A 25,371-nucleotide genomic window follows, 5' to 3' on the forward strand; every position below is an offset into this window, starting at 1 on the left:
CAAACGAGAACGGTGCGCCTAAAACACCTTCACGGGCACGTTCACGACGAGACGGTATTCCATGTTGTTGCCGTCCGAGTAGTGATAGCTGGCGTTATGCCACATTGCGATGAACGTGACCTTGGTGTCCTTGAAGCGGCCGCTTTGCAGCGTATAGCTCGGAATAAAACCGAACTCGTGATGATGGCCGTGCACCGGCTCTCCGTTCTTCCAGTAGAGATCGTGCAGCGCGGCTGACGGCGACGCGTTTTCCGCAGCACCCGCCGACCCATCGGCGCCCCAGCCATACGCGCCCCAGAACATCGCCTTCAGCCCCGGCACGCCCGCGTATTTTCCGTCGAATGTATAGCGCAGTTGCAGCGACTGTTCATGCGGCGCGTTGTAGTCGACGTCCATCGAGTTCGTCAGGTAGATGCCGTTGGTTTCGTTCACGTAGTCGAAGAACTGGTCGCCGAGTACTTGCTGATAACCGAGCAGCAGCGCGTGCGGGCCGTGTTGCGCGGACACGGACACGCTGTATGCGTTGCTGTTGATGTGCCCCTGACGCGACGCGCCTGTGTCGTGCGTCGAGTAGATGTTGGCGAGCCCGCTCCATTTGATCGTGGTCGGATCGCCGAACGACTGCGCGACCGAGCCGTAGTACTGGCGCCAGACGTCGTCGGCCTGATCGACGTACAGAGCCATCTCGCCGTTCTTCGCATAGTGCCAGGTGCCCCCGAGATAGGTCACGCGGTCGATTCGCGTGCCGCCATACGATGTGGTCAGATTGCTCAGATTCGTGTGACCGCGTGCATCGACCTTGGTGAAGCTGCCGGCTTCGAGCGTAGTGTGAGCAAGATCGTTGCTGACGAGAGAAACGCCAAGAAAGGTCGGCGGCAGCGCGCGGTTGTCGTGCGGTTCGAGAAACGGGTTCGTCACGTCTTGCAGACCGTATTTCACGACCGTTTCCGAAATGCGTCCTTTGATGTCGTACATGCCCGGGTACGCCCACGCGAGTTGTTGCGACCCGCCGCCGCTTTTCCCGACGTGCACCATGTTGCCCGCGCCGTTGCCGCCGTCGAGCTTCAGCGCAGCGAACAGCGACGCGTCGACGCCAAAGCCGATCAGACCTTGCGTAAAGCCGGATTCATAGTTGACCTGCATGCCTTGCACCCACGCATGACGGTAAGTCGTGGGTGGCGCCTGGAAGTAGTCGGAGTAATTGCGGAATTGCAGGTTCAGGTGGCTATCCGCGATGAAGCCCTGGCTTGCGGCCTGGCTCGATGGCGGCGTGGGCGGCGTGACGATTTGCGAGGCCTCGGCGTTGACGATCGCGTTCGTCGTGTCAGGCTGATCGTTGCGGATCTGACCGCCCTGGTCCGCGCGGCGCTTGTTCGCAGGCTGAGCCTGAGACACCTGCGCGGGCGACGACAACGTTTGCGCGGCAGGCGGAACGATAGCCGGGCTGGTCGAGGGCTGCGCTATGGCGTCGTCGGCATACGCATTCGCGGCAACGGCCATGGCGGGGAGGGTAATTGCACAGCAAAGCGCGGCAGTGAGTCCGGACTTTTTTGACCGGTTTTTTGTTGGGTTATGTTTCATTGGGAATGTCTCGACAGTTGTTATTGAAACTCTGGCTGGCGCTTAGCCAGTCCTTGCTAATCGCCCGTCATGCTGATGACATGACGAGCGAATCCCACGGCGTGGCATCAACGCCGCGCCGGTGAATGTGGGGCCGCTGGTTAAAACGTCCGGAACCTAATCGTTGCTAACGCGGATGCACGCCACTCGTGTCGAGTTCGCGCCGTGCGTCACGGGTTGCGGAATCTGAGCCGCACAAGCGTCGATCGCATCCGGACACCGTGTGCGAAACGCGCAGCCCGACGGTGGGCTCAGCGGCGAAGCGATTTCGCCGCGCAACAGCAGATGGCGGCGCGCTCGCTCGATCGCCGGATCGGGCACCGGCACAGCGGACAGCAAAGCGCGCGTGTATGGATGACGGGGCGTGCCGTACACATCGCGCTTGTCGCCGAACTCCATCACGCGTCCCAGGTACATCACGAGCACGCGGTGACTGATTGCCTTGACCACCGCGAGATCGTGCGCGACGAACAGCAGCGACAGCGACAACTCCCGTTGCAGATCGCGCAACAGATTGACGATCTGCGCCTGGATCGACACGTCGAGTGCGGACACCGGTTCGTCGCAGATCACCAGTTGCGGCTCGCCGATCAACGCACGCGCAATGCCCACGCGTTGACATTGGCCACCCGAGAACTCATGCGGATAGCGGCGTAGATGCTGCGCGTTCAGGCCGACCCGCTCCAGCATGGTCAGTACCCGGCGCTGCACGTCGGCGCGCGCGATGTCCTTGCCGTGCGTGAGCAACGGTTCGGCGACGATCTGTTCGATCGTCATGCGTGGATCCAGCGATGCGAGCGGGTCCTGGAAAATCATTTGCACGTCGCGGCGCAGCAGCGTCGTATCGCGGCGCGCGTTGGGCAATACGGTTTCGTTGCCGAGCCAACGCACACTGCCGCTTGCGACTGGCGCGAGCCCGATGATCGCGCGCGCGAGCGTCGACTTGCCGCAACCGGATTCGCCGACAAGACCGATCGTCTCACCGCGTCGCACGTTGAACGACACGCCGTCCACGGCTCGCAATGTCGTCTTGCCTGACCACGGGTAGCCACCGCGTGGCACACCGAATTGCACCTTGAGTTGTTCGACTGAGAGCAAGGTCGTTGCTTCGCCGCTTGCGATGGAAGTCGCGTTCATACGTGTTGTGCCTCGAGTATTTCTCCGACCGGACGGTGGCAGGCGCGCAGTGCTTGCGGATCGCCGTCCGCTGCAACGAGCGCCGGACGCGACTGGCGGCACTGATCGCTGCAGTACGCACAGCGCGGCGCGAACGCGCAACCTGCGCCGACTTCGCCAGGCAGCGGCGGATTGCCGGGAATGGTTTGCAACGGACGGTCGTCGTCAGAGCTGTCGGTGAGACGCGGCAATGCGTTGAGCAGCCCGCGCGTGTACGGATGCGTGGGCGCCGCAAAGAGCGATGCGGCACTCGCCTGTTCGACGGTCTGGCCGGCGTACATCACCATCACGTCGTCGCAGAGGCCCGCGACGACGCCCATGTCGTGCGTGATCAGAATGATCGCCGTGCCCCGCTCGCGATTCAGTTCGCGCAGCAACTCGATGATCTGCGCCTGTACGGTTACGTCGAGCGCGGTGGTGGGTTCGTCGGCGATCAGGATTTCGGGCTCGGACAGCAGCGCCATTGCGATCATCACGCGTTGCCGCATGCCGCCGGAAAACTCATGCGGATACATGCCGATACGGCGTGCGGAATCGGGAATGCGCACCGTTTCGAGCGTTTCGATCGCGCGGCGGCGCGCGTCGCGGCGCGACATCTTGCGATGCAGTTGCAGCGTTTCGGTCATCTGCCGTTCGATCGTCAGGAACGGATTGAGCGAGGTCATCGGGTCCTGAAAGATCATGCCGATGCGATCGCCGCGGATTTTGTTCAGTGCCGCTTCGTTCATCGCAAGCAGGTTTTCGCCGCGATAGAGCGCTTCGCCCGACACGTTGCCGTTGCCCGCGAGGAGGCCCAGCAAGGCCATGACCGTCTGGCTCTTGCCCGATCCGGACTCGCCGACAATGCCGAGCGTGCGGCCTGGTTCGAGCGAAAACGACACGCGTTGCACCGCGTCGACGGGTGCGCCTTCGCGGCGCGTGAAGCGCACGCTCAGGTCTTTGACTTCGAGTAGCGGCATGTCAGCGGTCCTTCGGATCGAAAGCGTCGCGCAAACCGTCGCCGACAAAATTCACGCAATAGAGCGTCACGCACAGCATCACGGCCGGGCATAGCAGAAGCCAGGGCATGGATTCCAGCTTCTGCGCGCCGTCCTGGATCAGCACGCCCCAGCTTGTCATCGGCTCCTGTACGCCGAGACCGAGGAACGACAAAACCGACTCCGTCAGCACGATGTTGGGCACCGTCACGCTGGCGTACACCACGACGACGCCGAACAGGTTCGGCACGATATGACGCACGATGATCGAGCGCGAACTCACGCCGATGGCCTTAGCCGCGTCGATGAACTCGCGCGAGCGCAGCGACAGCGTCTGGCCGCGCACCACGCGCGCCATGTCGAGCCACGAAAACGCGCTGATGGTCAGCACGACGAGATAGAACGCGCGGCCGAACATCGTCATCATCAGAATCGCGATTAGCATGTAGGGAATCGCGTACATCATGTCGACGATGCGCATCATCACCGCATCGACGCGGCCGCCGAGATAACCCGCGGTCGCGCCATATGCAACGCCGATCAGTCCCGACACGAGCGTGCCGAGCAAGCCGACTTCAAGCGAGACGCGCCCGCCTTGCAGCGTGCGCGCGAGCAGGTCGCGGCCGAGCTCGTCGGTGCCGAACCAGTGCATGTTTTGCAGCGTGGGCGGCAGACTGATCGCGGACCAGTCGCTGTCGATAGGGCCGTTGGGCAGCAGCCACGGACCGGCCACGCATGCGATCACGATCAGCAACAGAACGGCAAAACCGGTGAACGCCGCGCGGTTGCGTACGAAGCGCGCGGCGGCGGTAGCGAGCGGCCCGCGCGAGCGGGGGGCGCTGGCAATGGCCGCGAGCGGATCGAGCGCCGCGGCAGTCGATTGAATGGAGCGGGCCATGATCAGTACCGGATACGCGGATCGAGCCACGCATATGCGAGGTCGACCAGCAGATTGAAAAGCACTGCAACGGCGGTCGTCAGCACGACGAGGCCGAGCACCAGCGTGTAATCGCGATTGATCGCGCCGTTCACCACCAGTTGGCCGAGCCCCGGCAGTGCGAATACCGACTCGGTCACGACAGCCGCCGTGATCGACGAAATACAGACCGAGCCGAGCAGCGACACGACAGGCATGAGCGCCGGCTTGAGCGCGTGACGCAACACGATCGTGCGGCCCGGCAAGCCTTTCGCGCGAGCCGTGCGAATGAAGTTGCCCGACAGCACTTCGATCATGCTGCCGCGCATTACCCGCGCTATTGCAGCCACGTTGATGAACGTGAGCAGCACGATCGGCAGCACGCGATAGCGCCATTCGCCTTCGCCCCAGCCGCCCGCAGGCAGCCAGCCGTGACCTTCCGAAGTCTTCAGCAGAATCGCGAAGATCCAGACGAGCACAGGCCCCAGCACGAACGGCGGCACGACGTTGCCGATGTTGCCGAGCACCATCACCGCGTGATCGACGAAACGGTCGCGGCGCACCGCGGCCAGCGTGCCTAGCGTGACGCCGATCACGACTGCAATCGGCACCGACACGCCGCCCACGCCGAGGCTCACCGGCAACGCTTTCCACACCAGGTCGTTGACCGACCAGTCGGCGTAGCGGAACGACGGCCCGAGATCGCCGTGCAGCAGCGAACCGAGGTAGTGGAAGTACTGCAGCCACAAGGGTTCGTCGAGGTGATACCTGGCGTTGAGATTCGCGAGCACGGCCGCCGAGAGTTGCTTCTCGGTGTCGAATGGCCCGCCCGGCGTGAGATGCAGCAGCAGATAGCACGCGGTGATCACGGCGAGAATCGTCGGGATCGCCCAGAGCGTGCGGCGCAGCGTATAGGCCAGCATGTCGATGCTCCGCGCTTAGTGCTTGATCAGATACATGTCTTGTGTGGCGCGCTGGTCGACGTAGTTGGTCGACGTATAGCCGCCCACGTACGGCTTCACGAGCCGCACCGCCGAGTACTGGAAGAGCGGCACCATTGGGTAGTCGTTCATTGCCGTGTCGTGCGCCTTCGTGAGAAGCTCGGTGCGCTTTGCGTCGTCGAGTTGCTGGTTGGCTTCGTCGACGGTCTTGTCCACTTGCGGATTGCAGTAGCGCTGATCGTTCTGCACGCTATTGCAGCGGATCAGGTCGAAGTACGACATCGCGTCGTTGTAATCGACGAACCAGCCGTCGCGCGAGGCCTGCACCTTGCCGTCATGCCGTTGCTTGAGCAGCACCTTGTATTCGACGTTTTCGAGCTTCGTGTTCACGCCGAGCTTGGTGCGCCATTCAGACGTCGCGAAAAGCGCGACCTTCTTGTGCAGGTCGTTCGTGTTGTACGTCAGCGTGAAAGCGAGCGGCTTTGCGTCGGAATAGCCGGCGCTCTTCAGCAGATTGCGTGCGTAGTCGACGCGCTTTGCCATCGGCCAGCCTGCCCAGTCCGGCTTGAAGACAGCCGCGCCTTGCGTACCCTTGGAGATGAGGCCGTACATCGGCAACTCGCCGTCGGCGGTCAGACGCTGCGTCAGCAGGTCGCGGTCGAGCACCATCGAAAGCGCCTGACGCACGCGCTTGTCCTTGAAGATCGGATCTTCGTTGTTCAGGCTGTAGTAGTAGGTGGCGATCTGCAGCCCGGTCTTTAGCTCGGGGCCGAACTGCTTGCTCACTTGTGCATAGATGCCCGACGGAATCGAATACGTGTAATCGAACTGGCCGGCCTGGTACATGCGCATGGCCGTTTCATCGTTTTCGATCGGCAAATAGGTCACTTTCGTGATCACGACCTTGCTCGCGTTCCAATAGGTCTTGCTCTTCGCGCCGACGAGACGGTTGTTGGGTTGCCAGTCGGCGAGCATGTAAGGACCGTTGCCGACGAAGTTGCCCGGCCGCGTCCACTCGTTTCCAAACCGGGCCACGACGTCGCGATTGACCGGCGCCATGGTCGGCATCGCGGCAAGCTGCGGGAAGAAGGCCGCGGGCACTTCGGTGGTGACTTCGATCGTGTACGGATCGACGGCTCGCGCGCCGAGGCTCGACAGCGGCGCCTTACCCGCCAGGATCGCCTTCGCGTTCTTCACGAATTCGACCAGCACCGTGTATTTAGAGCCTGTCTTCGGATCGAGCACGCGTTGCCATGCGTAAACGAAGTCTGCTGCTGTGACCGGCTGGCCGTTGCTCCAGCGCGCGTCGTGGCGCAGCTTGAAGACCCACGTGTCGGGCCCGGTGCGCGTCCAGGATTGCGCGACGCCCGGGACAACCGCGCCGGCCGCGTCGATGCGCGTGAGGCCTTCGAACATGTCGAGCGCAATGGTGTTGCCTGTCCACGATTCGATATGAGCGGGGTCGAGCGATTCGGTTTCCGCCGGCACCTGGCGGGTGATCTCCTGGCTGGCGGCGAGCGTGACGCCGGGTGGCACCGTGACGGCAAACGCGGACGAGGTAAATGTAAGGACGAGCGCACTCAGCGCCGTCGCATAGGCAAACGGGGTTTTCATCGGTTCAGAATCGCAGGAAAGGTCGAGAGAGAAACGCGCTGACGCGGGAGCGCCCGGCTATCTGTCTTATTCGGGCCTGGGCGGCCCTTGTTGTTTGTCCGACATGCAGGAATCCTTACATTTGGTAATGCAGGCTGTCCCTGCCGGATGAACCGGAAAAGGAGCCCGCTTCTTTAAAACAGTCTCGGTGTGCCGACCCAGACAACCACCGACTCCACGCGAGCGGTGTTCACCCAGCTGTGCGGCACCGTCGATTCGTAATGCGCGCTGTCTCCCGCGCGCAGCACAAACGTCTTGCCTTCCAGCGTCAACGACACTTCGCCGTCGATCACATACATGAACTCTTCACCGGCATGCGTCGTGACTTCCGAGCGTTTTTGCCCCGGCGGCATTCTCACGAGGATCGCCTCGAGCTGACGGCCGCCCGTCACATTGGTCAATCGGGCGAACAGATTGGCCGAGTCCGCGAAACCGAAAAACTTCAGCTGATCGCCGCGGCTCACCGACCGCTCTTCGCTAGGCGTGTCGACGAAATACTGAACCGTCACTCCGAGCGCGTGAGCGATGCCGGCAAGCGACGTGATGGAGGGCGACGCCAAACCTCTCTCCACCTGCGACAAAAACGGCTTGGAAATTCCCGCCGCGGTTGCCGTGTCGTCCAGCGTTCGCTTGAGTCGTTGCCGCAACGCGCGGATCTTGCTGCCTATTTCGAGTGCCGCATTGCTCTTATGAATTGTCGTGACCATAGCAGGAGGAAATTAGCCCGTCAAAATTTGTTTGATATATGCAAATATGGTTTGATGACGCCTTGGCGGGACTGCGGGCCTGGAGCCCCGCCTGGATACGCGCCACATTTTTCGAGACAGCACGCTATGTTGCCAGAAGCCACACGACCTCCGGCCAATTTGACCGATGAGGCCGAGGAAACCGGGCGTCTCTTCCGCCAGGTAGCGCGAGGCTTCGACGTTGTGCATGGCTATGCAAACTGGATTCAAGACGTTAACGGCATGACACGAAGGACAGTTTCCGATGCTGCTCTCCAATCCCTAAGTATGGGCTGGCGAGATGCAACCCCCACCGCCGGGACCGACAACTCATAAACGCCGGACCGTTTTCCGCAATTCGATTTTTCGCGGCGGCTAGCAAGTTCCTCCCGCCGCACACAACTGTTTCAAGCAAGAGGTAGATGATGGAATCATCCAGACGCGCTGGTGCGCATATTTCGCAGACGCGTTCTTTTTCGACCGTCTTTCTGATCGAGATGTGGGAACGTTTCGGCTACTACGGCATGGCTGCGCTGCTCGTGCTGTTCATGATCGACAAGCTGCACTTTGCGGACAGCCACGCGACACTCACGTGGGGCGCCTTCACCGCGCTCGTCTACGCGTCGCCGTCTATTGGCGGCTGGATTGGCGACACCATTCTGGGCGCGCGCCGAACGATGATTTTCGGTGCCGTAGTGCTGGCCGCCGGCTATCTGATGCTGGCGCTGCCCAACGACCAGCTTGCGTTCATGTACGCGTCGCTTGGCGTGATCGTCGTGGGTAACGGCCTTTTCAAGGCGAACGCGGCGAATCTCGTGCGGCGCATCTATGAAGGCGACGACGCGCGCATCGACAGCGCGTTCACGATCTACTACATGGCGGTCAATATCGGCTCGACGGTGTCCATGCTCGCCACGCCGTGGATCAAGGACCATTGGGGCTGGCATACGGCCTTCGGCGTCTGCTGCGCGGGCATGCTGTTGTCGGTGGCGAACTACTTCGTGATGTTCCGCACATTGGCGCATATCGGCTCGGCCCCGGACGCCGAACCGGTACGCTGGCGGCGCGTCGGCGCGGTCGCAGTCGGCGGCGTCGCACTGGGCGTGGCGACCATGTTCGTGCTGCAGCACAAGGCGATCGCAGTCGCCTGCGTGTATGCAGCGGGCGCCGCGATTCTGGCTATTTTCGGCTACATGCTCCTCAAGTGCGAACGCTCGGAACGCGCGGGTCTCGTGGCTGCGCTGATCCTCACCGCTCAGGTGATCCTGTTCTTCGTGTTCTATGTGCAGATGTCTACGTCGCTCACGCTGTTCGCGCTGCGCAACGTCGATCCGCGGTTCTCGCTGTTCGGCACGACGCTCTTTACCTGGAGCGCGGCGCAATTCCAGGCGCTCAATCCCATCTGGATCATGCTGCTGAGCCCGTTGCTTGCGCTGCTTTATACGCGGCTCGCGAAAAGCGGCAACGACGTCCCGGTCGCAGTGAAATACGCGTTCGGCTTCGCGGTGGTGGCGGCCGGCTTCTTCGTCTATGCGGCAAGCGGTCACTCGGCTGTCAATGGACGCGTGTCGTCGTGGTTCATGGTCGGCGGCTATGGGTTGTATTCGCTCGGCGAACTGCTCGTGAGTGGCTTGGGCCTTGCGATGATCGCCCGCTACGTACCCGCTCGTATGGGCGGCTTCATGATGGGCGCGTATTTCGTTGCGACCGGTGTGTCGCAGTATCTGGGCAGCGTGGTCGCGAATTTCGCGCAGATGCCGGCCGGCGACATGGACCCGCTCGTGTCATTGCCGCTTTATACGAAACTCTTCACCGGTCTCGGCTGGCTTGCCGCCGCCGGTGCGCTCGTCGCGGTACTGCTGTTGCCGCTGATGCGCAAGCTCTCGCGTGAACATCAGCGATCCGGCGACGAGACGCGCGACCGCGCAACGCAGTCTGCTACGGCCGGCAGCGCGGTGACGGAATAAGCGCGGTTCGCCGGAACGCGGTGGACTCAGTTTGCGGCTGCTGTCTTGCTGCCGTCTGGCCTCGCCGAAGTATCATGGCGCGGACATTTCAGGTAGCCGTTCAAATGGAAATCCACATCGCCGTAGAAGGGCATCACGACCTGTCCGGACAGATTTATCGCCAGTTGCGAGCCGGCATACTCGAAGGGCGTCTTGCCGGCGGCACGCGGCTGCCGTCGACGCGCGATCTCGCGACGCAGTTGGGCGTGTCGCGCAAGACAACGCTTGACGTGTTCGAGCGGCTTCTTTCGGAAGGCTATCTCACCGCGCGAGCCGGTTCGGGAACGTTCGTCGCCGACGGTCTCGAGCGCTTGCCGGTGGAGCGCTCGCCGCATGCGCGCGTGGCGGACTCGTCGCGCGAACGTGCGAAGGGCAGGCGGGACGCCGCGCGCGCACAACCGCTGTGGGAGCAGATGCCCGACAGCTTGCCGGTGCCGCGGCCATCGGTGGCGTCGCCGTACGATTTCATAGGCGGCGCCACCGACAAGACGCTGTTTCCATTCGACGTCTGGCGCCGCTGTGTGAATCATGCGTTGCGTACGCAAGCGCGCGGACAGGGAACGTATCGCGACGCAGCCGGCGAACAGGAGTTGCGTCTGGCGATCGCGCGCTATCTCGCGTTCAATCGGGCGGTGTCGAGCAACTGGGAAGAGGTGATCGTCACGCAAGGCGCGCAGCACGCGCTCGACCTGCTCGCGCGCGTGACGCTCGGTCCCGGCGAAGTCGCCGCCATCGAAGATCCCGGTTATCCGCCGGCGCATGCGTGTTTCGAGGCGACCGGTGCGCGCGTGGCGCATGTGCCCGTCGACCGTGAAGGTTTGATCGTCGGCAAACTGCCGGACAATGCGCGGCTTGTCTACGTGACGCCGTCGCATCAGTTTCCGCTGGGTATGCCGATGAGTCTCGAGCGCCGTGTCGAGCTGCTCGAATGGGCGCAGAAACGCGGCGCGGTAATCATCGAAGACGATTACGACTGCGAGTACCGTTTCGAAGGCCGGCCGATGGAGCCGTTGAAAAGCCTCGACCGCGCCGGCCTGGTTGCATACGTGGGCACGTTTTCGAAAACTATCTTCCCGGAGTTGCGGGTCGGCTACGTGGTACCGCCCGCTTCGCTTTACGGGCCGCTTTACAAGGCGCGTCAGATTGCGGATTGGCACGGCTGCACGCTGACGCAAACCGCGCTGGCGTCGTTCATGCTCAACGGCGACTTCGCCAAGCACTTGCGGCGCATGCACAAGACGTACGCGGCGCGGCGCGCACGACTGCTCGAACATCTGCAAGGCGGGCTTTCACCGTGGTTCGAGCCGATCGTGCCGACGGCGGGCATTCATATAGCGGCGCGCCTGCGAGCGCCGCTGACGGAGCAGGCAGTGGTGACGGCGGCGCGCGAGGCGTCGATCGGTCTGTACGGACTCGCGCCGTTTTATCAGCGCGCCAAACCGCAGGCCGGTCTGATTTTCGGCTACGGCAACATCGCCGAGCCACATATCGATACGTCGCTCGGGACACTTGCGGGCATCCTCGCGCGCCTTGCTTCGTCGCCTGGCAACTGAGACGTCCGATGCGACGCGATGGCGTTGCATGGATTCGCGTTGCGCGGCCAATGCGGAGTTACCCGAAGCGCCGGTTGCCGGTCGCTTTGCGAATCGAAGACAAGGCCAATGCCGTCCAGCGAACGTCGAGACGCGGTGCCCGCAGCGCCAAAAATGACCGGACGATGGCACGTCTCGATCCATCGTGCCGTGCAGAATGTGCCGCTATACATGCACTGAAACCGCTTGTAACGCACGTTACGTGTCCGTGTTGAAGGAGCCGCCAAAGCAGTTTAGCCCCTGAAACAAGGATCAAAATGTGTCGCGCAGTCTGCGCCGCGCAACAAACCTGCGCTGTTATACATAAAAGAGTCGCGCAAATCGCATCAGCGCTTGTAGAATCCGGCGTTGAAGCGTGCACATACCGTATGCGCTTCGTGCAATTCACTGACCACAACAGGTAGGAGAAACATGCCGACTTCCGCAAAAAAGGTGGCCAAGAAGGCTGCTGCCCCGGTACCGACCAAGAAGGTTGCTGCAAAGAAAGTCCCTGCGAAGAAAGCTCCCGCAGCTAAGAAGGTCGCCGTGAAGGCGTCCAGCGCACCGTCGCCGATCAAGGACACCTTCACGAAGGCCTCGCTGGCTGCACACGTTGCTGAACGCGCCGCTGTGGAACCGAAGGCTGCGAAGGCCGTTCTGGCCGCGCTCGAAGACACGATCCTCGGCGCTGTTCACAAGAAGGGCGCTGGCGAATTCACGCTGTCGGGTCTTCTGAAGATCGTCGTGCAAGCTGTGCCGGCCAAGAAAAAGCGCTTCGGCAAAGACCCGTTCTCGGGCGAAGAGCGCTGGTTCCCGGCAAAGCCGGCTAGCGTGCGCATCAAGGCACGCCCGCTGAAGAAGCTGAAGGACGCTGCAGCAGGCTAATTGCGCATCGCGCGTCGCCCAGGCGGTTGACGACGTTCGCGTTGGTTGACCTCCGCGGCTCACGCACTGCAATTCCGCACTGCAAGTCGTATGAATCCCCGTGAATGAAAATTCACGGGGATTTTTTTGCGCCCAAGTTTACGCTCGTTCTTGCGCTCCAAATGCGCGCCGCAGGTCTCAAAAGCGCGATGCGGTGCATCCGCCATTCGCGCGTGCACTGTACTAGCGCATCGTGTGCTGCCGCAGTACGATGACAGCGAGACCCTTTGCCCCGCTATGCGCTGTTCGTGTGCACGTCTGCGGTTTCATGCGCTAAAAGCCGAATGGCATAGCGCTTGCTTGAACGAATATCGAACACCGAATGCGCAGCGCATTCGCCTTCTATCCGACAACAAGAGCGGGGCGTGACATGCGATGCTATGACGAGATGCGTCATCATGACGATGCCGTGCGGCCACACTACGCGCGCTTCGAACGATGGCTCTCGAAGCAGGGAAACGAAGCGATCGCACGCAAGCGTGCCGAAGCGGACCTGCTGTTTCGCCGAGTCGGTATTACGTTTGCGGTGAACGGTGACCTGTCGGGAACCGAGCGGCTCATTCCCTTCGACCTGATTCCACGCATCATTCCGCGCGACGAATGGAAGACGCTCGAAGCGGGTTTACGTCAGCGGGTTAGGGCGCTCAATCTGTTCATCCACGACGTGTACCACGATCGCAAAATCGTGCGCGCGGGCATCGTGCCCGCTGAGCAGGTTTATACCAACGCGCAATATCGGCCGGAAATGCAGGGTGTGAATGTGCCGCTCGGTGTTTACGCGCATATTGCCGGTGTCGACGTGGTGCGCGCTGGCGACGAGGGCGAGTTCTACGTGCTCGAAGACAATCTGCGGGTGCCGTCGGGTGTGTCGTACATGCTCGAAAATCGCAAGATGATGATGCGGCTTTTCCCCGAGCTATTCGTACAGAACCGCATTGCGCCGGTCGCGCATTATCCCGATCTGCTGCTCGATACGCTGCGCTCGGTAGCGCCCGAAGGCGTCGACGATCCGGTCGTGGTGGTACTCACGCCGGGCATGTACAACTCCGCGTATTTCGAGCACACGTTCCTCGCGCAGCAGATGGGTGTCGAACTGGTGGAAGGCAAAGATCTTTTCGTCGACGACAACTATGTGTTCATGCGCACCACGCAGGGACCCAAGCGTGTGGACGTGATCTATCGTCGCGTGGACGACGATTTTCTCGACCCGCTCGCGTTCCGTAACGATTCGGCGCTGGGCGTGCCGGGCCTCCTGACTGCGTATCGCGCGGGACGGGTCGCGCTCGCGAACGCGATGGGCACCGGCATCGCCGACGACAAATCGATCTATCCGTACGTGCCGGAAATGATCGAGTTCTATCTGGGCGAGAAGCCGATTCTGAACAACGTTCCCACGTTCCAGTGCCGCAAGCCCGACGATCTGGCTTACACGCTCGCGCATCTGCCGGAACTGGTCGTGAAAGAGGTGCATGGCGCGGGCGGCTACGGGATGCTTGTCGGACCCGCGTCGACGAAGGCCGAGATCGAAGCGTTCCGCGAGCGTCTGATCGCGCGGCCGGCGGGCTATATCGCTCAGCCCACGCTGGCGCTGTCTGCGTGCCCCACGTTCGTCGAAGCCGGCATCGCGCCGCGCCACATCGATCTGCGTCCGTTCGTGCTGTCAGGCAAGACCGTCACGATGGTCGCGGGCGGACTCACTCGCGTCGCGTTGCAGGAAGGCTCACTCGTCGTCAATTCGTCGCAGGGAGGCGGGACCAAGGACACGTGGATGGTCGACTGACGCAGTTGCCGCGCGGTTGCAACCACCGCGCCCGCAACCCAGCGCGCCGGGGCGTGTATCAAGAAGCCGCCGGCGCATACGGATAACCAGCGCGAGCTTTCACTTCATCGAGCTTCGCGTCATCAGATACGGAACGCCGTCATGTTAAGCCGCACCGCCGATCACCTTTTCTGGATGGCCCGCTACATGGAGCGCGCGGAGAACACCGCCCGCATGCTCGATATCAACCTGAAGGCGCTTTTGCTGCCGCAGACGCCCGATCAGGAGGCGCGCGCACAACGTTCGGTGCTGCGCATTTCCGAACTCGAAACAGCGTTCGCACAACGCTACGACGAGCCGACTCGCGAACACGTGCTCGACTTCATGGTGGCGGACGCGAACAACCCCTCGAGTATTCACTCGTGCCTGCAGGCGGCGCGCGAAAACGCGCGTGCCGTTCGCGGTACGTTGACGACCGAATGGTGGGAGACCATCAACGATACGTGGCTCGAATTCAACGAGCGCATTTCGTCTGGTCAGGCCGCTGCCAATCCCGGCGCGTTGTTCGAATGGGTGAAGTTCCGCTCGCATCTTTCGCGTGGCGTGACGATTGGCACGGCGCTGCAGGACGACGCGTTTTTCTTCACGCAGTTGGGTACTTTTCTCGAGCGCGCCGACAACACCGCGCGAATTCTCGACGTGCGCTTTGCCGACGTCGAACCGAATTCACGCGACGCCGCGCGCCAGCTCGAAGACTTCTATTACTGGACTTCGATCCTGAGTTCTGTGTCCGCGCTGGAAATTTACCGCAAGGTGTATCGCGACGTCGTCACGCCAGCCCGTGTGGTGGAACTGATGATCCTGAACCAGCAGATGCCGCGTTCGCTGCTGGCTTCGCTCGAAGGCGTCTGCGCGAATCTGGCGATGCTGCGAACGTCCGGCTCGAACCAGTGCGAGCGTTTTGCCGGCAAGCTGCGCGCCGAACTGCTGTACTCCGACATCCGGCAGATTTTCGAAGCCGGCCTGCACGCCTACCTGACCCAGTTCCTCGCTCGCGTGTTCGAGCTGGGCAATCTCGTCGCGCGTACTTATCTCATGCTGCCAGTCGCCTGACGGAGTGCTTATGTACCTGACGATCCGCCACGACACGTCCTATCGTTACGAAGCGACTGTCCATTATTCAATCCAGCAATTGCGCCTGACTCCGGCCAACGGCGCTTCCCAGATGGTGCGGCGCTGGAGTATCGACACGCCGGGCAAGCTCGACCCGGCCTTCGACGCCTATGGCAACGTGCTGCATACGCTCGTCATCAACAAGCCGCATAGCGAGATCCGGCTGCAGGTGTCGGGCGAGGTCGAGACGATTGCGCTGATCGACGGCCGGCTTCTCGACGACGTCGGCCCGATTCCGCTCGAGCACTTCACGTGCGCGACGCGTCTGACCGAAGCGGACGCTGCGATCCGCGAACTGGCGGACTCGGTCCCGAGCCTCACCAGTTCGGCGAATCTGATCGCGCTGTCGGAACGGATCGTGGAGCGCGTGAAGTACCACCCCGGCATCACCGAGGTCACCAGCACGGCGGCGCAGGCGCTCGCGCTCGGCAATGGCGTCTGTCAGGACCATGCGCATCTGATGCTCGCTTGTTGCCGCGCGCGTGGAGTTCCGGCGCGCTACGTGAGCGGCTATATCGAACCCGGCGACGTGCCGCATGCGGCGAGCCATGCATGGGTGGACGTGTGGGTAGACGGCACGGGCTGGGTCTCGATCGACGTCACGCATGCGGCCTTTGCCAGCGAAATCTACTGCAGGCTGGCGGTCGCGCGCGACTACGAGGCTGCGGCGCCGGTGCGCGGCCGGCGAATCGGCGGCAGGGAAGAGGAGTTGGAAGTCTCGGTAACGGTCAGCGCGCAGATGTCGCAGTAGGTTGCGGGGCCGCAAGCGCACGGAAGGTGGCGGTGTACGCTGCCTTCGGCCGAGTTCGGTCCGCAATTGCCGGGCACGCGAGCCTGTTTTGTGCGGGCGCTTGTCGAGCGCGCGTGCTTTCCCGCTTGACGTCCGCGTAGCGCCCACAGCGGCTGTCCGGCCGTGCCGGTGTTCGCCACTATCAAGAACAAACCGGCCGAGGCCGTAATACGGTGAAGAGGCGCATCTGCGCCGCATTACAATAGCGCCGTTCAGTCGTTTTTCGCGGGTATCCTCTCTTATGACTTACTGTGTAGCGATGTCCGTCGACGAGGGTCTCGTGTTCCTTTCGGACACGCGGACCAATGCGGGCGTCGACCACATCAGCACCGCCCGCAAGATGTCCGTGTTCGAGCAGCCGGGCGAACGCATGCTGGTGCTGCTCGGCGCGGGCAATCTGTCGCTGACGCAGGCGGTGTTGCACGAACTGTCGGAGCCGAGCGATCCGTCGCAGCCCACGCTCTGGAGCGCGCCCACCATGGCTGACGCGGCGCGCGTGATCGGCCGCGCGGTGCGTTGCGTGCATCAGCGGGAGGCGGAAGCGCTGCAGGAATTCGGCGTCGACTTCAATTGCAGCTTTATTCTCGGCGGGCAGATTGCCAACAACCGGCCGCGACTGTTCATGATCTATGCGGCGGGCAACTTCATCGAGGCCTCGGCGGTCAACCCGTATTTCCAGATCGGCGAGGCGAAATACGGCAAGCCGATTATCGACCGGGTGCTCACGCCGTCCACGCCGCTCGACGAAGCCGCGAAGTGCGCGCTCATCTCAATGGACTCGACGTTGCGCTCGAACCTGTCGGTCGGGCTGCCGCTCGATCTGCTGGTTTATGAAAAAGATTCGCTGCGGGTCACGCGTTTCGTGTCCATCGATCACGACAACGCCTACTTCGAGATGATTCATCGCACCTGGGGCGAGCGGCTGCGCCAGGTGTTCGGCGAGATCCCCGATCCCGACTGGCACGAATCGCCCAATGTGCCGATGCTCCAGCGCGAGCGCGCGCTTGTCATGCATCGCGCGCCGGTGGGTGCTGATGGCGTGGAGCACGATCTCGACGCAAGGCCCGCGCAGACTCTGGCGCAGGCGGAGAAGGGCAAGGCGCAGCGCAGGTAGCCGTTGGGCGGTTTCGTGTTTGATCATGGCTGCGCGTCGCAATCGACGCGGCGCAGGTCTTTGCCACAAGTAGATAAGCCCAGAACGCGCGGCTGACCGGATGCTGCTGCGGCGCGACGGCTTCGAGCCGCACCGTGCCCCGAACGCTTCCCTGCTGGACACCCGCGCCGTTTCCGTCGCCGAATGAAAAAAGCCAGCCTTCGGCTTGCGCCTCTGGCTGGCTTCAAGGTACGGCTCGATGTCTTGAGCCGTATGCCATGCTGTTCTATTAGAACTTGTGACGGATACCCAGGCTGATGATTTCCTGGCTGCTCGAACCGGCCTGGTAGCCATACGAGCCAACCGATGCGCCTGCGTCGACAATGCCACCGGTCGCTGCGTCGCGCTGGCGACCGCTTGCGTGCTGGTATGCGCCAACGAGGTACAGGTCGGTCCGCTTCGACAGGAAGTAGTCGCCGCCCAGCGAAACCTGGTGGTAGTTCGCCGACGTGTCGCCCGCGCCGTGCGTGTAGGTGTAGCCCAGGCCCAGCAGCATTGCCGGCGTCAGCTGGTAGCCAGCGTACGCGCCTGCAACGTGATACTTCTCTTGCTCACCAAAGCCCGAGAACGCGTCCGGCTTGTATTGCGCGAAGCTATAGCGAACGTTGAACGTGAACGGACCGGTCACGTACTGTGCAGCGGCCGACGTGATATCGATCTGCTTGGCCGATGCGTACGCGCCGTTGATGTTCGAGCCGTCGAACGTAGCGTCAGACGTCACGCCCGCGTTCCACGTGCCACCCTGGTTGGTGCCCGGAACGACGCCGCGGCTTGCCAGCGTGTTGCCGTTTTCCATGCGGAAGTAGCCAGCTGCAACGCTGAAGGGGCCGCCCGACCACGTCGCTGCACCTGCCCAGGATTGACCTGCGCCCGTTGCGCCTGCAACGCCGCCCAGTGCGTACATGCCTTCGAACTGGAAGCCGCTCCACACCGGAGAAACGTATTTGATTGCGTTGTTCGTACGCGAGCTGTTGTCGTTGTTGTCAACGTCGCCCGGCGTCGTGAACGTGCTGCCGAAGAAGTTGTCACCCGTCAGCGGCTGAACCAGGTCGACCAGCGGGTCGTACTGGCGACCCAACGTGAGCGTACCGTATGCATCTTGCGTCAAACCGACGTATGCCTGGCGACCGAACAGCTTCGTGCCCGTGCCGTACGAACCCATCTTGCCGTTGTTCGGGTTGAAGCCGCTTTCCAGTTGGAAGATCGCCTTCAGGCCACCGCCCAGATCTTCCGTGCCCTTCATGCCCCAGCGGCTGCCTTGCAGGTTACCCGCTGCGAGCTGCCACAAGTTGTTGTTAGCCGGGTTGGCATTGTGAACGTACTGGACCGATTCATCGATCAAGCCGTACAGGGTCACGCTGCTTTGAGCGTGTGCAGCGCCGGTAACGCCGAGGAGCGCCAACGAGAGGGTAGACAGTGCGATTCGTTTCATCCAATTCTCCACGCAGATGATTAGTTTACTTGTTGCGGAAAGGAGAATAGCTCAGGGCGTCAATCGGTAAGAACTGGAAAAAAAAGAGTGTCGCCAAAAACCGACAATCGTCGCAAAGCCTTGTATTTAAAGCGGCTTTGGGATTGTTTCTTTTTTCGCAATATTGATTCGTTGTGTTCGCATTATTGTTGTTTCATTGACTCAGACCGTATCGGAACCGGCCGTTTAGGCAATTATGTGTAAGTAGAGTGTAATGAAGTCGTCTAAATCCGGCCTACGGGTTTTGGAGTGGGTATAGGCAGGCGCGGCGTGACTACGCCGAAAAGCGGACTAGACATGCCGGCCCGATTGTGATCAATGCGCACCATTGCGGGGCAAAAACAGTCGCAACAGCCGTTGCGCTACTTTGGCGCGATGTCGTCGTCCCGGTTGTGACGCGCGATGGTGGCCGCCGCGAGGCCGGCAGCCGCTGCCAGGGCGACTGATTTCCACGGGTGCTTGCGCACGTAGCGATCTGCCTCGACCGCTTTGCGGCTCGCCCCGAGCAACGTGACTGCGGCGAGATGGGTCGCTTGCGCCTCCGCCGAGATTACCGAGCGTCCGACGTTCAGCGCGGCCGCGCGCGCGGACGCCTTCTTGCGCAGTTGCATGCGGCGTAAGTCGTAAGCCGCATGCGTGCCGGCGCCCGGCTCCGCGTGGGCGCTGTCGAGCGAAGCCGTCGGCACGTCGCTGCCGGAAGCTTCGGCGCCGGCGTGCAAGGCCGCGTTTGCCGGCACCGTCGACGCCGCCAACACCGATGCGAGTTTCGCGCGGCTGCCCGGCGGCGAGTCGGCCTGCATGCCCCAGCCGCCGCGCGGGTCGTTAAGACGGCCCCGCGCGGCCGAAAACTCAGCGCCGAGCAGCAGCACGGCCGCCGAGAAGTACAGCCACATCAGCAGCACGGCGAGCGATCCCGCCGCGCCGAACGAGCTCGCCATGCCGGCGTGCGCGAGATAGAGCGCGAACAGCTTCTTGCCGGCCGAAAACAGCACCGCCGCGACGACCCCGCCGACCAGTGCATCGCGCCAACGTACCTTCGCGTCCGGCAGGAATTTGAGCAAGCCGGCGAACGCAAACGCAAGCACCAGCAAACCCACGCCGAGTTGCAGCAGATTGCCGATCACGACATATGGCGAGTCGCCCCACAGCCATTTGCCGATGAACGTGATCACCGTATCGAGCACGAGGGAGACGATCAGCAAAAACGCGACGCCGAGCACCAGGCCGAACGAGATCAGCCGCACGCGCACCAGCGCGATCACGCTCGATGTGCGTGGACCGGTGTTCGGCCACACGACGTTAAGAGCGCTGTTGAGCGACGAGAAAGTGGCTGACGCGCCGATTGCCAGCATCGAGAACGAGATGATGGCCGCGACGCCGCCCGCGCTGCCGCTGTGGTGCGCGTTCTCGACGATGGTCTGCACGCCCGCCGCGGCCTGGTCGCCGAGCAGCCCGTGGATGTGGTCGAACAGTTCACCGCGCGCGGCCTCGGCGCCGAAGAACCAGCCCGCCACGGCGATTACCATGACGAGGGTCGGCGCGAGGGAAAAGGCGGCGTAGAACGCAATGCTCGCTGCCATTGCCGTGCAGCGGTCTTCGGAGAACTGCTTGAGCGCTCCGATTGCCCAGTTCGCTTGCTGGCGAGCCGCGTGCTGGAGGTTCTCGGCGGAAAGCGTGTCGATGTCCATGGTCGAAGTCTCGATGGGTACGGGCGCCGGCCGGCACGCGCGAGCCACTCGGCTAGCGCGGCGCAGCCTCGTATCGCTGTCTTTCGCAAACCTTGTGCCTGTGACTATAGCAAGCGCGTTAGTCCGCGAGCCGTTCGGCCACGCGCCGATGCGCATTGCCGCTAGACGCTAGAATGCGATGGCTTACCTCATCTACTTTTATAGACTGCCATGCATTCGCACGAAGCCTTAACGCAGTTGGACGTGATCCCCGCAGAAGAACTCGCCGCGCATCTGCCCGCGCATGTTCTCGCGCAGTTGCCGCCGCAAGGCGTAACGGTTTTCTCCGTGACCGACGACGCTTCGGACACCGCCGCCTTCAGCGCGCGCTACGGTTTTGGTCTTGAAGACTGCGCGAATACGATCGTGGTGCGCTATAAAAAAGACGGCGGCGAGCACTATGCAGCGCTCGTTTCGCTTGGGTCGTTGCGGCTCGACGTCAACGGAGCGGTGAAGGCGGCGCTCGGCGCGCAGCGGCTGTCGTTCGCCAAGCGTGAGGTGGCGGTCGAATTGAGCGCAATGGAGTTCGGCGGCATTACGACTTTCGGATTGCCGGCGGACTGGCGCATTCTCGTCGATGCCGCCGTGATGGAGCGCGCGCAGATCGTCATGGGAGCGGGCATCCGCGCGGCGAAGCTTCTGCTGGCGCCCGACGTCTTGCGTCAGTGGCCGCGTTGCGAGGTGGCCGACCTGACGTTGCCCGCGGAGTGAATCTCGTCGGCGTGCCCATCCAGGAGCACGCCGCAGGAGCACGCCGCATGAGCGCGAGGCAAGAGACCCCAGAGGCGAACCCTCAGGCGAACCCGACACCCGCGCGGCTCAGCAAGCGCCGGTTATGCTCGGAAAGGTTCTTCACGCGAAGCTGTTTGCCGGCTTTGCGATAACGCTCGTAAAGACCTTGCAGCGCTGCGAGCGCGGAATGATCTGCGAGCAGCAGATGACTGCAATCGATCGTGACGTCCGCCGGATCTTGCTGCGGATCGAATAACTCGTGAAAACGCGCGGTGGAAGCGAAGAACAGCGTGCCGCGCGGCACATAGGTTCTATTGTCGGCGCGGTCTTCGATATGCGCGTGAATTTCGCGCGCGTGCTGCCACGCGAAATTCAGCGCTGCGATCACGATGCCGCACAGCACGGCGATCGCCAGATCGGAAAACACGGTGATGAGCGTGACCGCAATGATCACGAGTGCGTCGTTGCGCGGCACTTTGCCGAGCACGCGCAGCGAACCCCATGCGAAAGTCTGCTGCGCGACCACGAACATCACGCCGACGAGCGCCGCAAGAGGAATGCGTTCGATGAGCGGCGACAGAAACAGGATGTACATCAGGATCATCACGCCGCTGACAATGCCCGAAAGGCGTGAGCGTCCCCCCGAATTCAGATTGATCATCGTCTGGCCGATCATCGCGCAACCGCCCATGCCGCCGAACAGACCCGAGGCGATATTCGCCGCGCCCAAGGCGAGACATTCGCGGTTCGGCTGACCGCGGGTCTCGGTGATCTCATCGGTCAGATTGAATGTCAGCAGCGTTTCCAGCAGACCGACAATTGCGATCAGCACCGCATACGGCAGCACGACTTGCAGCGTCTCCAGGTTCAGCGGGACGTCCGGCAGATTGAAACCCGGCAGCCCGCCCGCGATGTGCGCCATATCGCCGAGCGTGCGCGTAGGCAGATGCAGCAGTTGAGCAAATACGCCGACGCCTACGATCGCTACCAGTGCGGGCGGCGCTGCCCGCGTGACGCGCGGCAGTACATAAACGATCAGCATGGTGAGCGCGACGAGGCCGCACATCATCGCGAGCGCGCTGCCGTGCAGCCATGCTTCGCCTTGCGGCGTGCTCTGCCGGAAATGCGCGAGCTGCGCGGTAGCAATTACGATTGCCAGTCCGTTGACGAAACCGAGCATGACCGGATGCGGGACCATGCGGATCAGTTTGCCGAGCCGCAATGCGCCGAACAGCACCATCAGAACGCCGCTGAGTATGACGGTAGCGAGCAGATACTGTGCGCCGTGCTGAACGACCAGCGCCACGATAACAACCGCCATCGACCCGGCCGCGCCCGAAATCATTCCCGGACGGCCGCCGAAGAGTGCAGTGATCGTGCAGATGAAGAACGCGCCATACAGGCCCATGAGCGGATTGAGGTGCGCGACGAGCGCGAACGCGATGCATTCGGGAACCAGCGCGAACGACGAGGTCAGACCCGCGAGCACATTGGCGCGGATTCCGGAAAGCCTTGCGGGCCAACCGTGAGTAGGGCTAGCGGTATTCATCTTGAGCGAGGTGGTTTGCCGCGGCGAACGTTGCATCTGCAGATGCGGATGCCTGGCAACATGAGCGTCCTGGCCTGAGGTGTTTCGGGGGCCGGGCGTTTGCGAAAGGGGGGATTTTACAGCAGGTCAGCGGTTTTGACCGGTGACGCTCTCAGCGTTCGCGATGGATCGCGCTGGTTCGCGCGGAGAAGCGCAAGACCGTCGCCACGCGGTCCGCAATGCGGCCGCGTGGCTTCTCACGTCGATCAGATGATCAGGCGCGAAACCTTCGTGCCTTCGAGCGATACGCCGGCCATCAGGCCGCCGTTCGTCAGAACGAATGCTTCGACCGGGCTCGTCGCGGTCGACGTATCGATCGCGCCGTTCGCGCCGACCTTTAGCACGGCAACGGTTGCGTCTGCACCGGCTGCCCAACCCTGGCTGTTGAGGAATTTGTCGAGTGCTTCCTGCGTCATGAAGAGGAAGACGAGCGCTTTCGACTGTGCGCCGATCTGCAAGCCGAACGAGCCGGCCACTGTGCTGTAGTAGCCGCTCGTGCGGCCACCCACGCGCAATGCGCCTTCGCCATATTGGCCGCCGACCCAGAAGCCCGCGGAGATCACCGACGGAAACACCAGCACCCCGCGCGCTTTCGCCACGAGTTCACGCGAGCCGCCGACGTTCGCATACAGACGCGACAGCGTTGAATCGACACCCGCGTTGATCGTGTCGCGCTTGCTGGCGTTGGCGGACGCCGACGCGTTCGAAGACGAGGACGTGGTGGTGCAACCGGCGAGGCCGAGACCCGCGGTAGCGAAAGCCGCGCCGGCCGTCGTGATGAATTGTCGTCTGCGCATGTTATTTGTCCTTTTACGTTATCGAGGTGGTTTTTCTTTATCGATGAAACGGTAATGCCATGACGCCGGCCGTTAGACCGGTGTCCATGATGATGCAGCATTTCCTGTGCCTGCGCATGCCGCGTGCGCAAAGACGGCATGGAGGCCCCGCGTGGCGCGGGGTTCGCGCGCGCGGGTATGTCGAATTTCACGTTCCGCCGCTATACGGCCGGGCGAATGTTCTGGTTGTGACTGAATAGATTGTGCGGGTCATAACGGCTTTTCACGGCTACAAGCCGTTCGTAATTCGGACCATACGCGTCGGCGACGCGGCCCGCTTCTTCTTGCGTCATGAAGTTGACATAGACGCTGCCGAGCGAGAATGGCGCCGATGCATCGAAGAATGCGCGCGCCCAGGATATGCAACGGTCGTCGTCGGCGGGATCTTCCCAGCGGCCATGCACGTTCATCGCGTATTGAGTATCGCGACTCGAATACGCTGTCGCGCTCACCGGTACGCGTTGCGTTTGTGCGCCAATCTGCCCAAAGAAAATTTCGCACTGCGGAGACGGCAGATTCTGGATCGACTGAAGCAGTGCCTCGATCAGGCCATCGTCGATGCTGGCGAGGTTGTGGGACTTCCAGTAGTTGCGCGATCCCGGCGCGAGCAACGGGTCGAACGCCTTTTGCCACATCGCGTACGGCATTTCGCCGAGATGTTCGCCGACCGGCGTGCCGAACGTCTTCACTGGCGCGACGGCGGAAGGGCCGTTTGCGGTCGGGCCCGTGTAGCACATTGCGAAGATGATGACAGGCTTGCCGTGCACGTCGGAGGGCAAGAACGGCAGGGGCGGCGCAAGGCGCAGAACGGCCCACACACTGAGTCCGTCCGGCATGTCCGGCGTTGCTGCGCGATATTTGACGAGCGCGTCCCGCGCCTGATCGAGCGGTAATACGACGAGTCCGCCGAACACCATCGGTCCTACCGGATGCAGCTCGAACACAAATGACGTAATCACGCCGAAGTTGCCGCCGCCGCCGCGAATCGCCCAGAACAGGTCTTCATTCGATTCGGCGCTGGCGCGCAGCAATTCCCCATCGGCGGTGACGACGTCGGCTGAAATCAGGTTGTCCACCGTCATGCCGTATCTGCGGCTAAGCCAGCCGAAACCGCCACCTAGCGTCAAGCCTGCGACGCCCGTAGTCGAGTTGATGCCCAGCGGCGTCGCGAGTCCGAAGGCCTGCGCTTCATGGTCGAAGTCGGCGAGCGTCGCGCCCGGTTCGACGTACGCGCGTTTCGCGAAGGGGTCGATTCGCACGGATTTCATCAGCGAGAAATCCAGCACGAGACCGTCGTCGCACAAGGCGCTGCCGGCAATGTTATGACCGCCGCCGCGAATCGCAAGCGGCAGACCGTTGTCGCGCGCGAAGGCTACGCCGCGCCGCACATCGGCGACACCCGCGCAGCGCAGGATCATCGCAGGGCGCCGGTCGATCATTGCATTCCAGATGCTGCGTGCTTCGTCAAAACCGGCATCGTCGGGCAACATCAGCTGCCCGCGTACAGCGGTTTTCAGTTCCTCGATAGCGCTGTTCGACACGTGAGCCATGGTTTGTCTCCAAGGTTTGGTGAGGGCGCTCGTCGAGCACCGTTGACTGACCAGGTAGATCGCAAGAATCTTGACAGCTTGGT

The 25,371-nt window shown here is 62.4% G+C and carries 20 protein-coding genes; 8 read left to right on the forward strand and 12 right to left on the reverse strand.

Annotated features, from left to right (window positions below):
• Positions 1 to 18 precede the first annotated feature (18 nt).
• From SB753_RS15795 to SB753_RS15825, 7 genes are all read right to left on the reverse strand, one after another.
• Complete coding sequence (locus SB753_RS15795; protein WP_027804654.1) at positions 19 to 1,581, reverse strand: OprD family outer membrane porin; 1,563 nt, start codon at positions 1,579 to 1,581, stop codon at positions 19 to 21.
• Between the two features lie 156 nt (positions 1,582 to 1,737).
• Positions 1,738 to 2,757 carry an ABC transporter ATP-binding protein gene (locus tag SB753_RS15800; RefSeq protein ID WP_131318860.1) on the reverse strand — a complete coding sequence of 340 codons (1,020 nt, stop codon included), beginning with the start codon at positions 2,755 to 2,757 and terminating at the stop codon, positions 1,738 to 1,740.
• Positions 2,754 to 3,755, reverse strand: a complete 1,002-nt coding sequence (locus SB753_RS15805; protein ID WP_020068165.1) for an ABC transporter ATP-binding protein — start codon at positions 3,753 to 3,755, stop codon at positions 2,754 to 2,756. The genes SB753_RS15800 and SB753_RS15805 overlap by 4 nt, the downstream gene beginning before the upstream one ends.
• A gap of 1 nt (position 3,756) precedes the next feature.
• Positions 3,757 to 4,671 carry an ABC transporter permease gene (locus SB753_RS15810; protein WP_027777533.1) on the reverse strand — a complete coding sequence of 305 codons (915 nt, stop codon included), beginning with the start codon at positions 4,669 to 4,671 and terminating at the stop codon, positions 3,757 to 3,759.
• A 2-nt stretch (positions 4,672 to 4,673) separates the two neighbouring features.
• The gene (locus SB753_RS15815) at positions 4,674 to 5,612 is read right to left on the reverse strand and encodes an ABC transporter permease subunit (protein ID WP_020068167.1); all 939 of its coding nucleotides are present in this window, start codon (positions 5,610 to 5,612) and stop codon (positions 4,674 to 4,676) included.
• Positions 5,613 to 5,627: 15 nt separating this feature from the next.
• Positions 5,628 to 7,244 (reverse strand): ABC transporter substrate-binding protein, encoded by a 1,617-nt coding sequence (locus SB753_RS15820; protein WP_410800647.1) that lies wholly within the window; start codon positions 7,242 to 7,244, stop codon positions 5,628 to 5,630.
• A gap of 173 nt (positions 7,245 to 7,417) precedes the next feature.
• On the reverse strand, positions 7,418 to 7,990 hold the full coding sequence (locus tag SB753_RS15825) for a cupin domain-containing protein (RefSeq protein ID WP_020068169.1): 573 nt from the start codon (positions 7,988 to 7,990) through the stop codon (positions 7,418 to 7,420).
• A gap of 443 nt (positions 7,991 to 8,433) precedes the next feature.
• Here SB753_RS15825 and SB753_RS15830 point away from each other — a divergent pair, with 443 nt between their 5' ends.
• From SB753_RS15830 to SB753_RS15860, 7 genes are all read left to right on the forward strand, one after another.
• Entirely contained in the window at positions 8,434 to 9,975 is a 1,542-nt protein-coding gene (locus tag SB753_RS15830) for a peptide MFS transporter (protein ID WP_410800649.1), read from the forward strand.
• A gap of 104 nt (positions 9,976 to 10,079) precedes the next feature.
• Positions 10,080 to 11,567 carry a PLP-dependent aminotransferase family protein gene (locus tag SB753_RS15835; protein WP_310353736.1) on the forward strand — a complete coding sequence of 496 codons (1,488 nt, stop codon included), beginning with the start codon at positions 10,080 to 10,082 and terminating at the stop codon, positions 11,565 to 11,567.
• A gap of 450 nt (positions 11,568 to 12,017) precedes the next feature.
• Complete coding sequence (locus SB753_RS15840) at positions 12,018 to 12,470, forward strand: HU family DNA-binding protein (protein ID WP_020068172.1); 453 nt, start codon at positions 12,018 to 12,020, stop codon at positions 12,468 to 12,470.
• 409 nt (positions 12,471 to 12,879) lie between these two features.
• Entirely contained in the window at positions 12,880 to 14,289 is a 1,410-nt protein-coding gene (locus tag SB753_RS15845; protein WP_027777539.1) for a circularly permuted type 2 ATP-grasp protein, read from the forward strand.
• Between the two features lie 141 nt (positions 14,290 to 14,430).
• Positions 14,431 to 15,381, forward strand: coding sequence for an alpha-E domain-containing protein (locus SB753_RS15850; protein ID WP_020068174.1), 951 nt, complete (start codon positions 14,431 to 14,433; stop codon positions 15,379 to 15,381).
• Positions 15,382 to 15,391: 10 nt separating this feature from the next.
• Positions 15,392 to 16,192 carry a transglutaminase domain-containing protein gene (locus tag SB753_RS15855; protein ID WP_020068175.1) on the forward strand — a complete coding sequence of 267 codons (801 nt, stop codon included), beginning with the start codon at positions 15,392 to 15,394 and terminating at the stop codon, positions 16,190 to 16,192.
• 280 nt (positions 16,193 to 16,472) lie between these two features.
• Positions 16,473 to 17,345, forward strand: coding sequence for a proteasome-type protease (locus SB753_RS15860; protein ID WP_131318853.1), 873 nt, complete (start codon positions 16,473 to 16,475; stop codon positions 17,343 to 17,345).
• Between the two features lie 268 nt (positions 17,346 to 17,613).
• On the opposite strand, the gene SB753_RS15865 is transcribed toward SB753_RS15860, so the two are convergent.
• Together SB753_RS15865 and SB753_RS15870 are read right to left on the reverse strand one after the other, a co-directional pair.
• Positions 17,614 to 18,816 (reverse strand): porin, encoded by a 1,203-nt coding sequence (locus SB753_RS15865; RefSeq protein ID WP_088173325.1) that lies wholly within the window; start codon positions 18,814 to 18,816, stop codon positions 17,614 to 17,616.
• Positions 18,817 to 19,217: 401 nt separating this feature from the next.
• On the reverse strand, positions 19,218 to 20,543 hold the full coding sequence (locus SB753_RS15870; protein ID WP_410800652.1) for a YihY/virulence factor BrkB family protein: 1,326 nt from the start codon (positions 20,541 to 20,543) through the stop codon (positions 19,218 to 19,220).
• A 210-nt stretch (positions 20,544 to 20,753) separates the two neighbouring features.
• On the opposite strand from SB753_RS15870, the gene SB753_RS15875 reads away from it, so the two are divergent.
• Entirely contained in the window at positions 20,754 to 21,293 is a 540-nt protein-coding gene (locus tag SB753_RS15875) for a YbaK/EbsC family protein (RefSeq protein ID WP_410800654.1), read from the forward strand.
• An 82-nt stretch (positions 21,294 to 21,375) separates the two neighbouring features.
• On the opposite strand, the gene SB753_RS15880 is transcribed toward SB753_RS15875, so the two are convergent.
• The 3 genes from SB753_RS15880 to SB753_RS15890 form a co-directional block, all read right to left on the reverse strand.
• Positions 21,376 to 22,863, reverse strand: a complete 1,488-nt coding sequence (locus tag SB753_RS15880) for a SulP family inorganic anion transporter (protein ID WP_410801046.1) — start codon at positions 22,861 to 22,863, stop codon at positions 21,376 to 21,378.
• 245 nt (positions 22,864 to 23,108) lie between these two features.
• Positions 23,109 to 23,699: a YSC84-related protein gene (locus SB753_RS15885; protein ID WP_020068181.1), complete on the reverse strand. Its 591-nt coding sequence runs from the start codon at positions 23,697 to 23,699 to the stop codon at positions 23,109 to 23,111.
• A gap of 200 nt (positions 23,700 to 23,899) precedes the next feature.
• Positions 23,900 to 25,288, reverse strand: a complete 1,389-nt coding sequence (locus SB753_RS15890; protein ID WP_410800656.1) for an FAD-binding oxidoreductase — start codon at positions 25,286 to 25,288, stop codon at positions 23,900 to 23,902.
• Between the last annotated feature and the right edge of the window lie 83 nt (positions 25,289 to 25,371).

Origin of the sequence: Paraburkholderia sp. SIMBA_053 (genome assembly GCF_046534895.1) — a bacterium.
GTDB classification, from domain to species: Bacteria; Pseudomonadota; Gammaproteobacteria; order Burkholderiales; family Burkholderiaceae; genus Paraburkholderia; species Paraburkholderia caledonica.

What these genes read in the sequence shown, in the direction of transcription:
- SB753_RS15865 (WP_088173325.1), bottom strand. Translation starts at nt 18,816, where the DNA reads ATGAAACGAATCGCACTGTCTACCCTCTCGTTGGCGCTCCTCGGCGTT.
- SB753_RS15890 (WP_410800656.1), bottom strand. Translation starts at nt 25,288, where the DNA reads ATGGCTCACGTGTCGAACAGCGCTATCGAGGAACTGAAAACCGCTGTA.
- SB753_RS15880 (WP_410801046.1), bottom strand. Translation starts at nt 22,863, where the DNA reads ATGAATACCGCTAGCCCTACTCACGGTTGGCCCGCAAGGCTTTCCGGA.
- SB753_RS15875 (WP_410800654.1), top strand. Translation starts at nt 20,754, where the DNA reads ATGCATTCGCACGAAGCCTTAACGCAGTTGGACGTGATCCCCGCAGAA.
- SB753_RS15860 (WP_131318853.1), top strand. Translation starts at nt 16,473, where the DNA reads ATGACTTACTGTGTAGCGATGTCCGTCGACGAGGGTCTCGTGTTCCTT.
- SB753_RS15810 (WP_027777533.1), bottom strand. Translation starts at nt 4,671, where the DNA reads ATGGCCCGCTCCATTCAATCGACTGCCGCGGCGCTCGATCCGCTCGCG.
- SB753_RS15870 (WP_410800652.1), bottom strand. Translation starts at nt 20,543, where the DNA reads ATGGACATCGACACGCTTTCCGCCGAGAACCTCCAGCACGCGGCTCGC.
- SB753_RS15825 (WP_020068169.1), bottom strand. Translation starts at nt 7,990, where the DNA reads ATGGTCACGACAATTCATAAGAGCAATGCGGCACTCGAAATAGGCAGC.
- SB753_RS15830 (WP_410800649.1), top strand. Translation starts at nt 8,434, where the DNA reads ATGGAATCATCCAGACGCGCTGGTGCGCATATTTCGCAGACGCGTTCT.
- SB753_RS15820 (WP_410800647.1), bottom strand. Translation starts at nt 7,244, where the DNA reads ATGAAAACCCCGTTTGCCTATGCGACGGCGCTGAGTGCGCTCGTCCTT.
- SB753_RS15805 (WP_020068165.1), bottom strand. Translation starts at nt 3,755, where the DNA reads ATGCCGCTACTCGAAGTCAAAGACCTGAGCGTGCGCTTCACGCGCCGC.
- SB753_RS15795 (WP_027804654.1), bottom strand. Translation starts at nt 1,581, where the DNA reads ATGAAACATAACCCAACAAAAAACCGGTCAAAAAAGTCCGGACTCACT.
- SB753_RS15835 (WP_310353736.1), top strand. Translation starts at nt 10,080, where the DNA reads ATGGAAATCCACATCGCCGTAGAAGGGCATCACGACCTGTCCGGACAG.
- SB753_RS15840 (WP_020068172.1), top strand. Translation starts at nt 12,018, where the DNA reads ATGCCGACTTCCGCAAAAAAGGTGGCCAAGAAGGCTGCTGCCCCGGTA.
- SB753_RS15800 (WP_131318860.1), bottom strand. Translation starts at nt 2,757, where the DNA reads ATGAACGCGACTTCCATCGCAAGCGGCGAAGCAACGACCTTGCTCTCA.
- SB753_RS15855 (WP_020068175.1), top strand. Translation starts at nt 15,392, where the DNA reads ATGTACCTGACGATCCGCCACGACACGTCCTATCGTTACGAAGCGACT.
- SB753_RS15850 (WP_020068174.1), top strand. Translation starts at nt 14,431, where the DNA reads ATGTTAAGCCGCACCGCCGATCACCTTTTCTGGATGGCCCGCTACATG.
- SB753_RS15885 (WP_020068181.1), bottom strand. Translation starts at nt 23,699, where the DNA reads ATGCGCAGACGACAATTCATCACGACGGCCGGCGCGGCTTTCGCTACC.
- SB753_RS15845 (WP_027777539.1), top strand. Translation starts at nt 12,880, where the DNA reads ATGCGATGCTATGACGAGATGCGTCATCATGACGATGCCGTGCGGCCA.
- SB753_RS15815 (WP_020068167.1), bottom strand. Translation starts at nt 5,612, where the DNA reads ATGCTGGCCTATACGCTGCGCCGCACGCTCTGGGCGATCCCGACGATT.